Raw genomic sequence first — 14,564 nt, forward strand, 5'->3', positions numbered from 1 at the left:
TTATGAAACAATCTGCGGGAATGGCCGGATCCAAGTTAGGACGGTTCTCGATCTATACTTTTCTTACCGCCATCACAGCGTTATCCATCTTCCCTTTCTATTGGATGTTCGTCATCGGTTCCAATACGACAGCCTCCATTAACAAATTCCCGCCGGCGTTGTCGCCTGGCTCCAGATTTATCGAAAACTTAGGAAAAGTATTTGACACCGTTGATTTCGGCAGGGCGATAATAAACTCGTTTATCGTATCGACGACGGCGACGTTGTGCGTGCTCTTCTTCTGTTCACTCGCCGGTTTTGCGTTTGCAAAACTTGAGTTTAAAGGGCGGCATTTCTTATTTGCCTTTTTGGTCGGTACGATGATGGTCCCTTCTCAGCTCGGTCTGATCCCTTCCTATATGATTATCAGCTCACTGGGCTGGTTAGACACTCTCAAAGCGGTCATCATACCCGGTATCGCCAACGCTTTCGGAATATTCTGGATGCGCCAATATATTGCTTCAAGCATTCCGAATGAATTGCTGGAAGCCGGGCGTATTGACGGATGCTCCAACTTTCGTCTGTATTGGAATATCACCGTACCGGCCGTTCGTCCAGGATTTGCGACGCTTGGCATTATAACGTTCATGGGTTCCTGGAACGATTTCCTGTGGCCGCTTGTCGTCTTGAAGGATCGCAGCGTGCATACGATCCAAATTGCCTTGAAAAATTTGAGCGGGGCCTACTATCAAGATTATTCCATGATATTGGCGGGCACAGTTCTGGCGACTCTGCCGATTCTGCTTATATTCCTTCTGTTCAGCAAGCAATTTATTTCCGGTTTGACCGAAGGCGCAGTGAAGTAATCAACCGAAACGAGATAAGGCCCGATTTCCGTGTATTAGACGGAATCCGGGCCTTGCGAAGTTATTGCTTGTTCGTTATTCTCGTTTTCAGTTTTCTCGTGTTATTTGATTTCGATCGATTTAGCCGTTCCGTTCTCGCCTTTCACCTGTACAAGCTGACCAGGCTTCAGAAGCGATACGTCGCCCGTAATCGTTACATTAGAATCGATGTTATAAATAAGGACATTGGTTTGCGAATTTTCTACCCGCGAGATGGAGATCGTCGAAAGCTTTGCTTGCGCATTAAAGGTTAGCGTATTGACTACGCCCAACTCATCGAAAGCAATAACGTTAGCAGCCGATTTCGTCACTTCAATGAATACAACCTTGTTCTGATAAGTACGTACCAGCACTTCGTCACCTGCGCGCAGCGCGCTTACGGCAGCTTTCTGGTTATCACGGAAAATGAATACATTAGAATCCAGAGCAAGAGCTGCTTCGGTATTATCCGACTTCACGACTGTTATGGCACCGCTTGCCGAAGCTGCTTTCAGCTTGCCTGTAATGGCCGCAGCATCGTGATCCGGCATTTCCACATCGGTACGATCCAGAAGCGCTGCGAGCTCTGCACGAGAGACGGGCTGATTAGGACGGAATGTTTTGTTGCCATGCTTGTCTTCATATCCAGTAATAATACCCTTCTGAAGGGCAAGAGCTACATAACCGACGGAACCGGCTGGAATCTCTTTCGCATCTTTAAAGTCCAGCTTCGTATTATTGAGTACCTTCGCCTCATCTTCCAGCTTAAGCGCTTTAATCAATAGAATAGTCGACCATAGTCTTGTCGCATTCGCCTCGGGCTTCACTTCCGCTTCCGTTTCGGAGAACAGGTCATTTTCCAGCGCGACCGCTACGTAGCCGACAGCCCACTGATATTTGCGTTCGATTTTCTCCGCATCTCTAAATTGCAGCTCGGTGCTCATTTCTGCCGCCGATTCAGCCTGAGTGCGAAGTCCCATCAATCTAACTGCAGCCGTTAGAGTTTCAATACGGCTAATCTTTTGATTCGGTTTGAACGTGCCATCCTCGTAACCAGTGAACACGCCCTTCGAAGCAAGACGCATGATGTATTCCATTGCCCACTTCAGATCTTCCTCGTCCTCGAACTTCCAGGTTATTTCATATTTATCATCGTCGTCGTCGTCATCGTCATCATCATCATCATCACTATCATATCTGTCATGCTTGTCCTCATGACGACCTTTGTCGTCATCGCGTCCGCCTCCATGCCCCCTGCCCTTACCGCCGTCTGCAAATGCGGACGTCGCTCCGCCTGCTAGCATTAGCAGAGCAAGCGAGGATATCGCTGTCTTTTTCCATAGAGTTTGTTTTGTCAAGAAAGCCACTCTCCTTTTTCGATTGCGGGTTTGCCGCATGTTTCAACCTTCGCCCATAGGTTTCGGGAGAGGCTGCTCGATTTAAGAGGGTGGCTTCCAAAAAATAATTATTGTTTTTTATTCTCTTCGCGTTTTGCCTTCAACCATTTCGGCGCGCCTTTGTTTTTGCCTTCTCGTTTATGCTCCGCCTTCACGGGGGCCTTCGCGGGAGCAAGCTTCGCTTTTAACTTTGGCGGCTGCGGCGCTGCGGCTGCCTGGGCGATTTTTGCAAGCCCGGATGAAGCACGTACTGTCGGCTTCCTCGTTTCAACCGAAGCCCGCTCCCCTTCATTACCTTCGGGGGCCTGCTTCGCTTCTTGACGTCTGGCAAACGGACGCGTTGCTTCCCGCAGCTCCTCCGCTGTAAGCAGCTTGCCTCTGAACATGGTCCGCTCGGTCAGCTCGATTTCGAGCTGCTTACGGAATTTCTCCATAATAAACAGCTCCTGCGGAGTCACGATCGATACGACCGTTCCGGAACGGCCCATTCTTCCTGTTCGTCCCGCCCGATGCACGTAATGATCTGCATCCGAGGCCGGATCGAGCTGAATGACGAGCGTCAGCCCTTCAATATCTAATCCGCGGGCCGCAACATCCGTTGCGAGCAGCAACTGGCAGCGTCCGTCGCGGAAGCGTGCCAGCGTAGCTGCCCGGCGCTGCTTGTCGGCATCGCCGTACAACGCTTCCACTGTGAAGCCCTCGTAGCTAAGCTTAGCTTCCCAGTTCGCAATATTGTCCGTATCATTTAAAAACAACAGCGCGGAAGATGGATTCAACAGCCTGACAAGCCTTCTTGCCGTGTCCGTCTTATCCCGCTTGTCACTGACGATATAATAATTAACAATCGTTTCCGATACGCGATGCTCCGGCGTAATTTGAATGCGGGTCGGATTATTCATCCAGCGCCCCTCGAATCTGGCCATTTGGTCCGGATACGTCGCGGAGAAAAAAGCGATCTGTCTCTCTTGTCCCATAGCGAACAAGATCGCTTCAACCTCTTTGGTCGAACCAAGCTGAAACACCTGATCCGCCTCGTCAATGACTACGTTGGTTACGTCATTCAGCTTAAGCTTGCGCAGCTTCAGCAGCTCATGTATTCGTCCCGGCGTACCAATGACGAGCTGCGGCTTAAGCTTAAGCTTCTCTACCTGACGCTTTAATGCGGCTCCGCCTATAAGCTGCTGCACTCGAAGGTTAAGCGGCTCGCCATAGGCTTCCGCGACGCGTACGATTTGCATGGCAAGCTCCTGGGTCGGAGCCAATATGACGGCCTGTACCGCGCCCGAATGGACATTCAGCTTCTGCAGAAGCGGCAATAAATAAGCAAGCGTCTTGCCGGTGCCCGTCTGCGATCTCGCAGAAACATCGCTGCCCCCAAGCAAAATGGGAATCGTCTCCGCTTGTACGTCAGTCGGCTCCACAATCCCGCTAGCTGCCAGCTTGCCTGCCAGCACTTCGTTAATGCCAATCTCATTCCATGTATATTTACTCATACTTGATTCCTCTCTTAGTCCAACCTTTATTTTCGATTAAACCATTTGCCGAACAATCGATCTGCCGTACGCGGCAGTAACTGATAAAGCTTAATGCCTGCAGAAGCCGCCTTCGGAAGGTCGATTTCTTCCTTCTTCCGTTCCATTACGCGAATAATGGATTTCACGACATACTCCGGCTTCATCATAAACCAGCTCACGTTTTTTACATAGGAGCCGGATGGATCAGCCAGCGAGAAAAATGGCGTGTCAATAGGGCCCGGATTAATCGCCGACACATGTATGCCATGCTCTCGAAGCTCCATTCGGAGTGAATTCGTAAATCCGAGCACGGCATGCTTCGTAGCCGTATAGGCCGTTGACTTTGCAGAACCGATTTTCCCTGCCATAGAAGCTATGTTAACAATATGCCCGCTCCGTTGCTTCATCATGTGAGGGATGACAGCCTTCGTACAGCGTACGATTCCCATATAATTGGTATCCATCATATGCTCAAAGCTTTCCACAGGCATGTCCGTAAACTTCTCAAACTTGCCATAGCCAGCGTTGTTCAGCAAAATATCTATTTTACCGTGTTTCGCAACGGCAGCTTCAACGGTTTGCTGAACCTGGACGTTATCCGTTACGTCCATCTGAAAGACCGAGCAGCTTCCCTTGATCGTGGAGGCGATTTCCCTCAGCCTATCCAAATTACGGCCCGTCAGCACGGGAATGGCCCCCTGCTCGGCAAGACTTGCGGCCGCTAATGCCCCGATACCGCTCGATGCGCCGGAAATGAAAACAACTTTGCCCTTTAACATCCAACATCACCCATTTATAAGTTTAACTGATTGGTATTGCAGACGCAAAAAAAAGCTCCCTAAGGAGCCTCTTCTGTGCTAAGATGCGATTAAAACTTGGATATCGAGCTCTCCGATACCTTCCATAATAAGCGGAATCGTTAATGCTTTCTGCGCCGTGAAGCCTGCGGATTGAGCAGATTGAATAACCTTCGGCGGCGTAATATCGACTCTTATGCCTTGGTTGAACAGCATGGTGCTCGCATTACCGCTAATCATATTACCCAGCTCAGAAATACCGCTTCGAACGATTTCATCGATTTCAGAAATGACGTATCCGCCCATCATCGCTGAAACCATTTTTAGAGCAACCTGTTCACTAAGCCCGAATACAATGTCACCGTTCATTTGCCCATTGAGCCCAATTTGTATCCAAATATAGTTCTCAACAAACTTGATATCTTTAAGACCAAGCTCTCCAGTCGCAGGACGTATTTGAATGACCTGCTCAATAACGATTTTTGCGGATTCAAGAAACGGGTTAATATATTCAGCCTTCATAAAGAGGTTACGCTCCTTTTCGACAAAATTCGCGCTTTGTCTTGTTTGTTTTCTATTATACTTAATTCATTAGGACAAGTATACTATAAATGAAGGATATGGAGCTTTAGAACTATATATTCCTTTAACAAAAACTGTAGAATTTTGCTAAAGCATGGAGGTTGATGTACATGCCAAACGTCTGGGCTCATTTCATATTCGGACAATTCGTGCTCAAAGAGCTCGGGGATGCTGAGCTTCTCCAATCCATTGAACATAAAAATATGTTTAATTTGGGCTGTCAGGGACCTGATTTTTTGTTTTATCACCGTTTTTTCCCTTGGCAGCGCAGCGCTGCGCTTAATCGTATGGGTACGGAGTTGCATAATAGTCATTGCGGCCCTGTGCTAACCCTGCTGCTGGATTCCGTAATTGAACGAAAGGGCTGTTCGAACCAGTCCGATCCGTCCATCCTATATACTCTCGGCTTCGTGCTGCATCATATACTTGATCGAAACCTGCACCCTTATATATTTAGCAAATCAGGCTTTCGCAAATGGGATCATCAGCGATTTGAAATTATGATGGACACTTTAATCGTGCGTGAGCTGTGGGGGATTGAAACTTGGAATACTGCAGTATATAAATATATCAATACGGGCGGCGTGTTTCCCGAACCGATTATCGACGCTTTCATGTCTATAACGGAAACCTATTATCCAGAGCTTGCCCCTCTTATTGCCCGCAAGGACTGGAATCGGGCCAACCGGGATTTTACGACCGCACAACGATTATTCCATGATCCTACAGGCATAAGGAGAAAGCTGACATTCGGACAGATCGAGCCGTTCGTCTATAAGAGCAACAATATAAATTATGATATATTGAACCTTGCCGGGAAGCCTTGGCTTGATCCCGTTGACGGCAAAATTTATCACCGGGAGAATGTATGGACACTTTGGAACCGGGCGATGACAGATGCTCTCGCAGTAATCCCCGCCATCCTCGCATGGCTAAGAGCTTTCGAGCATCCGCAGCCTGCGAAGGAGGATCGGGCACAGGTTCGTAAGCTTAGGGAAGAAGCAGTCAACTTAATCGGGAACCGTTCCTATGAAACGGGCCTCGACTGCGATTCTGGCGCTTGTATTCGATATGCGGATACGATCTGGCATGATCAGACCGGCATTACGGAGAACAAGTGAATACTTAAAGACTGGCAGCAAAAAGCGCCCTTCGGGCGCTTTTTCTTTTAATAGAAAAGGTACTTTACTAGTCAATAACAGTTACGGCGTCCGTCTTTATTCCATATACTATTTCACGTCCAATAAATGGAAAAAAGAGGGGTGGAAAAATGACATTACCTAAAAACGGTTTCATCAACGTGAATGGCAGTGAGATTCAAGTATATGACGATTCACAACTTCAAGTTCTGCTCGGCAATATTTATGATTCTGCTACCGGCAAAATAAAACCATCGGCTTTACCCGATGGGTATGGCGGCATCCCGGGACCGGTAGGGCCCCAGGGTCCACAAGGGCTGCAAGGAGAAACAGGACCTCAAGGTCCAGCTGGACCTGCCGTACCCGGCATCACCTATATGATCGAAATTGAAAGATGGGGCATTACAGCCGGACTGCCTGCAAAGCCTTATGCAAACGAGGATTACATCCGCGCAGATGCCAATGTTCAAGGCTTCAACGCGGCCATTCAGTGGGCGGCCGAGAATGGGTACAGCACAATCATTTTACCAAAGGGCTCCTATCCAATCTGCTACCCTAGAACGATTATGATCACAGAAAGCAACATTACAGTAGACTTTAACGATTCAACACTAAAGGTGATCTATGATTCGGAACGAAAGTCTCCGTTTGATACAAGAACGGGCGTATCCGATTTTTACAACTTTCCGGGTAAATTTTCGAATGGGCAAGATGGCGTCAGCATTAAGCTGCAAGGCGCGACCAACACTCACATTAAGAATCTGGTGCTAGTCGGCTGCAAGGACGATCGGAGTTTCAAAACCGCTGCAGAAGCATCCATTGAATGGACCTATGGTATCCAGGTCATCAGAGGCTCTTCCTTTAGCTCCGTGCGAAATTGCAAAGTCAGCAGCTATATGGGAGACGGAATTTCCTTCGACAGCACATCTTTTTATGAGTATGGCGAATTTGGTATGGGTCTTACAGTAAATGATATCGATAGGAAGACCGGAGCTATAATTCCGGCTGCTGGAAAAACGGTCGTTTCTCAGATGCTAAACCTGGCAACCACGGAGTATGACAGCTTTTTGATCGGCGGTGCCGGGTATACTCGCCAAACGAATATCAACACCAAAGAAGTTGCCGTATTCTATTATACGGCCGATAACACTTTTCTAGGACGCTATGAAAACAAAAAAATATATACCCCGATCTCTATTCCCCCAGGCGCAAAAAAATTCAGGCTCCTATTCAATAATGAAACAATAACTACGAAAAATATGCAAATCACGCTCAAGTTCGGTTTAACCCCGCATCATAATACCGTGGAGTACTGCGAGATTTATAATATTCACCGCGGCGGCGTTACGCTTGGGGGAAACTACAACGTTGTCAATAATTGTATTCTGCATGACGGTACCGGCATGATGGATAGAAAACCGCTTTTTACAGACCCAACCCGATACGGCATCAACCAAGAGGACTCCTACGGCGATAACTGTATCATAAAGAATAATCTGTTTTATAACCTGCATCATGGGATCCTTGCAGGATGCTACACCCTCGAAATTCACAATAACCATTTCTACAACTTGAGCGGCATTGGCATTAATCTATACTCACTTCACGCCGCCAACGTCAAAGAAAACTATCTGTATCGATGCCAGACGGGGATAGGCTTAATGACGGCTCATCTGCAGAACGCTCACGTAAACATTGAGAATAATACCATCGCATTTACCAACAATACAGGTTCAATGGGTGAAGGTTACGATGTTTACTTCCATCGAAACACGATTGTCGATGCCGGTGTCTTCTCTATGCCGAACGATGACAAATTCATCTGCCGGAACAATCATTTCCGCTGGACGGATACGTATGCAGGCATTCCAGCCATTACAGTTAACCGTGTAGAAGACTGTACATTCGAAGGACAGTCCCAGCCAAGAGATATCTATTTCAGGGTTTATGAGATCAAAAATACCATTATGATCAATATGAATTTGCGAATTGAAACAAGAAATCAAAATTCAAATGCCGAAGAAGCTAATTTTATAGACTGCCGATTTAGAAAATGTGTCTTGAATAATCATATTTTCTCTCAAAAACAAAGAACCGCTACCTTTAAACAATGTAAATTCTCCGATTCGGTAGTGAAGATCGGAAATATAAACACGCCGGGAGAATCACCAATCACTAAGATCGAAGACAGCGATTTTCATGTAACGACGAATACCTATCTCTTCCAAACGGAGTTCAATACCGGATATGGTTGGATAGAAGTGGATCACAGCCGTATTGAAATTTCGAATAGCAGCTTCCTGTATCTCCTTACAAACGTGTTCAACGTGGCTGGTACGAATAGTTTATTCCTGAAAGATGCGGAAATCGTTTATACGGGAGCAGGACGGCTTGCATTGGCCTATTATAACAATACCAATAAAAGAGCCGTGAAAACCTTTGCCTCGGTTAGAAACTTATTCACAAACATCGATATGCCCGCCGCAGAAGCAGGCGTCTACATTGACTATGACACCAGCGTAGAAGGTCTAACGCCTCCATCGTCCGGCCGCTGGTTCCGCAACCAAATCTATGGCAACGCCTTCCCTGCGGCTGGCGGATATGCAGGGTGGATTTGTATAACTTCTGGAATTGCGAATACTTTCGCTTGGACAGCATCCACCGCCAAGGTGAAGGGCGACCAAATTAACGCAGCAGGACGAGTATATCAAGTAATGGTCGCGGGGACGACAGGCACAGTCGCACCCGCCTGGCCGACTACCTCCAGGGCCACAGTAACCGATGGAACCGTCACATGGCAGGAAATCGGTAATCTGGCCGTATTCAAAGCCTACGGCCAGATCTCGCAATAAATATTAAGCATCCTTCACGGATGCTTTTTTTCTGTTCATACACTAAACCGCTTTATTCGTTTGGCTTCTGCGGAAGCGCAGCCTGATCAAGCGTAAGCGTTCATATAGCTGATCCACAGAATTATTCGACTCAGTTGTCTCCGGTGAGCCATAAACCTGCTGAAGCACCGGCTTCAAGTATTTGTCTCCAACTAACGATAACGCATCCCATACAAGCTGCTGCTCATCCTCCGGCACAGGGGCAAGCTCTCTCGCAACGAGTGATTCGAAATCATAGCCCTCCTGTTCCATCTGCTCGATGCGGTCCAGCAGCTCGCGACGGGACAGCTCAAGCTCAGCCTCAAGCTGATCTAATGTCCCGCCCTGCTGGACCGCGTTTAAAATATGTTTTTTGGCATGCTGTCGGTCCATCTGATTCTTATACTTCGTTTCCTTCTGCTTGAATAACCATTGCGTATACGCAGCCGGGTCGAGCTGCTCCGTTACCCACTGTAAAGGAAACTCAGTCGTCCTGTTCGCTTCGCTGGTTATAGCCAGCACTTCCGCGGAATAGGCTGCATGCTTGGCAGTGCCCCAGCCTGGAATTTGCAGCAGCTCCTCCTCGGTCCGCGGAACAAAAGCGCTGATCATCCACAACATACGATTCGTTGAGATAAGATAAGCGGAGCGCTTCTCTGCGACCGCTTTAGCACGGCGCCATTCGCGCAAGGACTGGAACAGCCCCTGTTCCGCGTATAGCTCTCCGTAGCACTGCAGCATCGAGAGGAAGCTGCCCGCAGCTGTGCGGCGCTCATCGAGCATGCCGTCAATAATAGGAGCATAGCCTTCTCCCATCACTCTTGCGATTCCATGCCGGAAAGCGGTTATCATTTCTTCCCATGAAGTGCCTTCGAACCAGGTTTGAGGATTTTCTGACGTTTCTTTTCCTTCCATCCATAGTACGGCCCAAACCCCCTGCCGCTCACAAATGGACAGCTGCGCACTCGCAACCTGCTGTTCCTCTCCCGGTTTCTCGAACGTGTTCAAAAATACGATTTGCATAATTAGCTCAATCCTCCAATAGCAGATATAGTTGCGAATTTATTGAACGGAAAGGCAGCGGTTCCGCTTATTGTCCAAGGAGCGGGACAACAAAAAAAGCACCCCTTCCGCCTACGGCAGAAGAGGTGCTTCCTCACACGTTCAATGATTCGATTGCTTTCATGCTAACATAATGATTTCTTTATTACAAGCATTTTGTTATTGTATAAGGAACGTAATTAAAGAAGTGGAGGTTATATATCATGCTGCCTGATTTTGATTTTATGTCGGATACGACCGAACAAACGTCCACAAGGTTCGTTACCTTTATAGGTCCCAGCTTGAAGCGCTTTGACTTGGCGATTACTTCAACAAACCGTTTCTATGGCAAGAAGCTGATCACAGACCTTCAATCCGGGAAAACCGCCATTATCGGTCCCGACGACCTTGAAGAGGAAGGCTACTTGGAATACACGTATAAGCTGACAGAGGAAGAAGCGGCGGAGCTCGTCCAGTTTTTGTATTTTGTTGTAGGAACGGTGCATTTTACCGACTAATCAGGGTACACTGAAACGGTAGTAAATTACCAATTCGGGAGGAGCTTGCTGATGGATCGCTTTACTCATGAAGATCGCCAGCCGTACACCGATGTTTCGACAGTGGAGTCGCAGCGCAATGACCTTATACCGGAGGAGTTTCCGGAGGGGCCCTACGGCTCCGGCATGCGGGTGGAATCTCTCGGCAAAAGCAAGCCGTGGCGAATCGACCAGCGGTCATCCAATCAATTTGATTACGAAAACCGCACGCTCCACGCGGGCATGTCACGCGATTATCCCGGTGAAGACGACTACAACGATGCCATTCCGGAAGTGCACGACGAACCGTAAACATGCAAAGCCCTTGTCCATACGCGCGAAAGCGCGCTTGGCCAAGGGCTTTTTAAATGGATTATCCCGGTAAAGGTTGGAATATACGCCCTGCTCAAAGCTCATGGATCGTAATCTCGCTCCTCACCATAAATCGGGCATTAATGCCTGCTTGACCGATGCCCTTTGAGATGTAATAAGGGCCCTGCTCACCAAAATGCAAGCCTTTGTATATCCCTTTGGCCGCCAACGGACCTTTCGGTTTAAAAACAAAAAAGAATGGCACGTTCATCTGCTTTCCATGCAGGTGACCGGCCATTAAAAAATCAAATGGGCGCTTGATGCGCAGCAGTACATTGGGATCATGCGTGATCACGATAATCGGCTTCTCACCGTTTACTCCTTCAAAGGATGGCTCAATTCTGCTGTGTCTCGTAGAATCATTATCGATACCAACCAGTTGAAAATCATCTAACTGGACAGACTCATTACGCAGGACATGAATATGATAGACCTTAAACAAGTCGAGAAGCCGCTGCAGGCGAGGCAGATCGTAATCATGATTACCTAAGACCGCATATACTGGCAGGCCATAATCAGCTATTGCTTTGAAATAGTGAGCCACTCGCGGAAGATAACGTTCATCGTAAGTATAATCGCCGGTCAAAAAAATATAATCCGGCTGAGCATCCTCTAATGCTAAACGAATCCTTCGCGCGCTGACGCGCAGTTTATCGACATGAAGATCACTAATTTGCATAATACGTTTATTCAGACCTAAAGGATGGTGTACCCGTTCTATTTTCAACCATTGGGTTGGAAATATGAAGAGGACATATAAGAGAAACAACGATACCGAAACCGCGAGAAAAATAACCAACTGCATCCTCCTAAGCATGATGTTGTACAATTTAAGTATAATAAAATTATCATTATAAAGCTACTTGCAGTTGATTGCCTAGCAGAGTATTGAATAACCCCTTCTTATCCTCAGACAGCTGACCGAATTGCCCGGTTTGTACGATTTTCCCCTTGTCCAATACAATAACCTGGTCCGCATTACGAATCGTTGTCAGCCGGTGAGCGATGACAATAACTGTCATCCTTCCCTTCAGCTTCTCAATAGCCTCTTGAATTTTAGTTTCATTCACCGTATCCAACGCACTAGTCGCTTCATCCAATATAAGAATGGACGGCTTCCGCAGGATAGCTCTAGCCAATACAAGCCTTTGACGCTCCCCCCCCGACAACCTGACGCCACGATCTCCGATAACCGTATTCAGACCGCGAGGAAGCTTTTGCACAAATTCGGCAGCGGAAGAAAATTCCATCGCTTCCCACATTTGTTCCTCACTAGCGTTCGGGTTAATCATTATTAAATTATCTCTAATACTGCCGTGGAAGAGAAACGGATCCTGAGGGACATAACTAATCGATTTTCTAAGTGACAATAAGTCTGCATTTGCAAGCTCTTTGCCGTCAACGAGCACTTTTCCCGCCTCCGGCTTCATTAGTCCCATCAACAAATCAATCAAAGTACTCTTACCGGCACCGGATTGCCCAACAATTGCCGTCATGCTGTTGGCTGGAATCCGCACATTAACGGCTTCAAGCGTATAATCCGGCTGATGCTGATCATATCGAAAATAAACCTGCTGACATTCCAGATTCTGTTCAAGCTTGAGCGGCATAATTGCCCCTCCGTCGATACCATTCGCTCCTTGCAGCTCCTGGGCCTTGAAGCATTCCTCTTGAAGTTCCATTAACGCTTTAAGAGCAGATATGGATCCGGCAATATTTTCCATATTAGATTGAATTCCAGTAAAGCGAGGCCATAAACGAGAGAAAATGACCAATATCAGCAGGAGCGACATGCCCTGATGTTGAAACAATGTAACGGAACCATAAATAAATCCCGCAATCATTAGCGTGGAAAACAACTTGTAAGAGAGCTGCGAATTACTCCGCACCTTCGAATTTTCGTATCTTTCATATGCTATTTTATTTGACCAATCTACAAGCCACCGATATCTTGAGGATTCCAACAGATTGCTTTTTATATCCTTCATTCCGTTAAAGTGATCCGTAATGCCCGCAAGATAGCTTTGGGCCAAGTCAGTCATCACAGTGCCTAAATCTCTTGACTTCCTAATAAACCTTTTGGATAAGAGCGCGATTACAAGACCACAACCTAATACAAACAAAGTCATTTTAAAGGATATAAGCATGGCCAATCCAATTTGGATAGCTGTAAATACAATAGATGCTAATAATTGCAAAAAAACAAACGTACTGTTAGTCACTCGACCTAGTTCACCAGTTAAAGAATTAATAAGATCTGACTTCCTCTTTTTCATAATGAAGCCCCAGTTGGCTTGCAACAACGTACGGTAGATTTCCAATCGAATATGATTTATAAAGCCAGTATGAATCCTTATTTCCCTTAAACCTATGTTTCGGCCAATAAAGCTTTGACCCGAGACCATTATAATGTATATACCTAGTATAATTAGTAACGCTCTATCCTTAGGAAGCTCTTGCAAAGCATACAAAACACGAAGACCTGGAAAATCGTTCAACGGGATGTCGACTATGCCGATTATACTTAACAAAGGCGCTAATAATAAAATACCTATACCATCCAGAAGTCCAATTAGAATACTCCCAAAGAGATTAATATATAATATTTTTCCAGCATAGGCATGAAGCTTTTTTGTGAAATATAATAAAGATTTCATCGTCTCATCACTTTCCGTATCTGGGATTAGATCACTTTGCCAAACTTGCCCGTTATCGTAAATCGATGCATTTCTTCCGCACCCGTTATATAAAGAGAACCGCTTCGCAGCCAAGCATGAGCGATCATTTTCCCGCTGTCATCCTTTCCTGTCCCTAAATATAGAGTGCTGCCGATCCGTCGTCTCTCCAGCATCTTCATAGCAGCTATTGCTCGAACCAGGCACTTGCTTTCCCAAAACGTATATTTGCTCATAATTTGAATCGCATTTCGTATATTTAATAGAGCGATTCTATTTTCAACTCGTAATTCTATATCCGTTTCCGCCATATATCTGCCTAGAGAAGGCGCAATCTTAGAAAACGGATGATATAGGAGTTGAATTCTGACCCATCCTAAAAAAATGACAGACTCTGCGAATAGTAAGATGGTGTTCAAATCTAAACGGATCAGCACCATACATTTCCTAATCATTCTCATAAAGTCACCACAACTCTATTCTATTATTTGCAAAAGTCTTTCTTCCAGTAAGTGTGATAAGAACAATAACACTTGCTCTTCACACTGTGCTTTTTCTACATCAAACTCCTGAATCAGGCTGTCAACGACACTGGCAATGGTGACTGGCTCATCAACCAGATCCCAAATCTGCCCGCCCATCACACCGAGATTGTAGTACTTTCCATTCTCAATACTAAGCATTACCTTTTCCCCGCCCATATCGCTTACAATATTATTATCTCCTCGAACCACTAGCTGATCTAAAAGCAGGGTATGCGTTGATATCACTGTACTCT

At 46.5% G+C, this 14,564-nt stretch carries 14 protein-coding genes; 5 read left to right on the plus strand and 9 right to left on the minus strand.

Annotation, left to right across the window (positions count from 1 at the left end; genetic code table 11):
• Positions 1-2 precede the first annotated feature (2 nt).
• On the plus strand, positions 3-845 hold the full coding sequence (locus L1N85_RS02960; protein ID WP_235234687.1) for a carbohydrate ABC transporter permease: 843 nt from the start codon (positions 3-5) through the stop codon (positions 843-845).
• A 101-nt stretch (positions 846-946) separates the two neighbouring features.
• On the opposite strand, the gene L1N85_RS02965 is transcribed toward L1N85_RS02960, so the two are convergent.
• The 4 genes from L1N85_RS02965 to L1N85_RS02980 form a co-directional block, all read right to left on the minus strand.
• Complete coding sequence (locus L1N85_RS02965; protein WP_235234688.1) at positions 947-2,221, minus strand: S-layer homology domain-containing protein; 1,275 nt, start codon at positions 2,219-2,221, stop codon at positions 947-949.
• Positions 2,222-2,328: 107 nt separating this feature from the next.
• Complete coding sequence (locus L1N85_RS02970) at positions 2,329-3,753, minus strand: DEAD/DEAH box helicase (protein ID WP_235234689.1); 1,425 nt, start codon at positions 3,751-3,753, stop codon at positions 2,329-2,331.
• Positions 3,754-3,779: 26 nt separating this feature from the next.
• Positions 3,780-4,553 carry an SDR family NAD(P)-dependent oxidoreductase gene (locus L1N85_RS02975; protein ID WP_235234690.1) on the minus strand — a complete coding sequence of 258 codons (774 nt, stop codon included), beginning with the start codon at positions 4,551-4,553 and terminating at the stop codon, positions 3,780-3,782.
• Between the two features lie 78 nt (positions 4,554-4,631).
• Positions 4,632-5,093 (minus strand): chemotaxis protein CheX, encoded by a 462-nt coding sequence (locus L1N85_RS02980; protein WP_235234691.1) that lies wholly within the window; start codon positions 5,091-5,093, stop codon positions 4,632-4,634.
• Positions 5,094-5,263: 170 nt separating this feature from the next.
• Between L1N85_RS02980 and L1N85_RS02985 the strand changes: the two genes are divergently transcribed.
• Together L1N85_RS02985 and L1N85_RS02990 are read left to right on the plus strand one after the other, a co-directional pair.
• The gene (locus L1N85_RS02985; RefSeq protein ID WP_235234692.1) at positions 5,264-6,274 is read left to right on the plus strand and encodes a zinc dependent phospholipase C family protein; all 1,011 of its coding nucleotides are present in this window, start codon (positions 5,264-5,266) and stop codon (positions 6,272-6,274) included.
• Between the two features lie 149 nt (positions 6,275-6,423).
• The gene (locus L1N85_RS02990; protein ID WP_235234693.1) at positions 6,424-9,144 is read left to right on the plus strand and encodes a right-handed parallel beta-helix repeat-containing protein; all 2,721 of its coding nucleotides are present in this window, start codon (positions 6,424-6,426) and stop codon (positions 9,142-9,144) included.
• 42 nt (positions 9,145-9,186) lie between these two features.
• Here the strand turns inward: L1N85_RS02990 and L1N85_RS02995 are convergent, their stop codons facing one another.
• Positions 9,187-10,185, minus strand: coding sequence for an HRDC domain-containing protein (locus L1N85_RS02995; RefSeq protein WP_235234694.1), 999 nt, complete (start codon positions 10,183-10,185; stop codon positions 9,187-9,189).
• Positions 10,186-10,427: 242 nt separating this feature from the next.
• Between L1N85_RS02995 and L1N85_RS03000 the strand changes: the two genes are divergently transcribed.
• Together L1N85_RS03000 and L1N85_RS03005 are read left to right on the plus strand one after the other, a co-directional pair.
• Positions 10,428-10,721 (plus strand): DUF3055 domain-containing protein, encoded by a 294-nt coding sequence (locus tag L1N85_RS03000; RefSeq protein ID WP_235234695.1) that lies wholly within the window; start codon positions 10,428-10,430, stop codon positions 10,719-10,721.
• A 51-nt stretch (positions 10,722-10,772) separates the two neighbouring features.
• Positions 10,773-11,051, plus strand: coding sequence for a hypothetical protein (locus L1N85_RS03005; RefSeq protein WP_235234696.1), 279 nt, complete (start codon positions 10,773-10,775; stop codon positions 11,049-11,051).
• A gap of 94 nt (positions 11,052-11,145) precedes the next feature.
• On the opposite strand, the gene L1N85_RS03010 is transcribed toward L1N85_RS03005, so the two are convergent.
• The 4 genes from L1N85_RS03010 to L1N85_RS03025 are packed head-to-tail and all read right to left on the minus strand — an operon-like array spanning position 11,146 to position 14,556.
• Entirely contained in the window at positions 11,146-11,916 is a 771-nt protein-coding gene (locus L1N85_RS03010; RefSeq protein ID WP_235234697.1) for a metallophosphoesterase, read from the minus strand.
• Positions 11,917-11,962: 46 nt separating this feature from the next.
• The gene (locus L1N85_RS03015; RefSeq protein WP_235234698.1) at positions 11,963-13,768 is read right to left on the minus strand and encodes an ABC transporter ATP-binding protein; all 1,806 of its coding nucleotides are present in this window, start codon (positions 13,766-13,768) and stop codon (positions 11,963-11,965) included.
• A 26-nt stretch (positions 13,769-13,794) separates the two neighbouring features.
• The gene (locus tag L1N85_RS03020) at positions 13,795-14,247 is read right to left on the minus strand and encodes a lasso peptide biosynthesis B2 protein (protein WP_235234699.1); all 453 of its coding nucleotides are present in this window, start codon (positions 14,245-14,247) and stop codon (positions 13,795-13,797) included.
• Between the two features lie 15 nt (positions 14,248-14,262).
• On the minus strand, positions 14,263-14,556 hold the full coding sequence (locus tag L1N85_RS03025) for a lasso peptide biosynthesis PqqD family chaperone (protein ID WP_407946311.1): 294 nt from the start codon (positions 14,554-14,556) through the stop codon (positions 14,263-14,265).
• Positions 14,557-14,564 lie beyond the last annotated feature (8 nt).

The organism is Paenibacillus alkaliterrae (assembly GCF_021532375.1).
GTDB classification, from domain to species: Bacteria; Bacillota; Bacilli; order Paenibacillales; family Paenibacillaceae; genus Pristimantibacillus; species Pristimantibacillus alkaliterrae.

Excerpts from the sequence above, each read along its gene's own strand:
- L1N85_RS02960 (WP_235234687.1), top strand. The coding sequence starts at position 3 with ATGAAACAATCTGCGGGAATGGCCGGATCCAAGTTAGGACGGTTCTCG.
- L1N85_RS02970 (WP_235234689.1), bottom strand. The coding sequence starts at position 3,753 with ATGAGTAAATATACATGGAATGAGATTGGCATTAACGAAGTGCTGGCA.
- L1N85_RS02975 (WP_235234690.1), bottom strand. The coding sequence starts at position 4,553 with ATGTTAAAGGGCAAAGTTGTTTTCATTTCCGGCGCATCGAGCGGTATC.
- L1N85_RS02980 (WP_235234691.1), bottom strand. The coding sequence starts at position 5,093 with ATGAAGGCTGAATATATTAACCCGTTTCTTGAATCCGCAAAAATCGTT.
- L1N85_RS02985 (WP_235234692.1), top strand. The coding sequence starts at position 5,264 with ATGCCAAACGTCTGGGCTCATTTCATATTCGGACAATTCGTGCTCAAA.
- L1N85_RS02990 (WP_235234693.1), top strand. The coding sequence starts at position 6,424 with ATGACATTACCTAAAAACGGTTTCATCAACGTGAATGGCAGTGAGATT.
- L1N85_RS02995 (WP_235234694.1), bottom strand. The coding sequence starts at position 10,185 with ATGCAAATCGTATTTTTGAACACGTTCGAGAAACCGGGAGAGGAACAG.
- L1N85_RS03000 (WP_235234695.1), top strand. The coding sequence starts at position 10,428 with ATGCTGCCTGATTTTGATTTTATGTCGGATACGACCGAACAAACGTCC.
- L1N85_RS03005 (WP_235234696.1), top strand. The coding sequence starts at position 10,773 with ATGGATCGCTTTACTCATGAAGATCGCCAGCCGTACACCGATGTTTCG.
- L1N85_RS03010 (WP_235234697.1), bottom strand. The coding sequence starts at position 11,916 with ATGCAGTTGGTTATTTTTCTCGCGGTTTCGGTATCGTTGTTTCTCTTA.
- L1N85_RS03015 (WP_235234698.1), bottom strand. The coding sequence starts at position 13,768 with ATGAAATCTTTATTATATTTCACAAAAAAGCTTCATGCCTATGCTGGA.
- L1N85_RS03020 (WP_235234699.1), bottom strand. The coding sequence starts at position 14,247 with ATGAGAATGATTAGGAAATGTATGGTGCTGATCCGTTTAGATTTGAAC.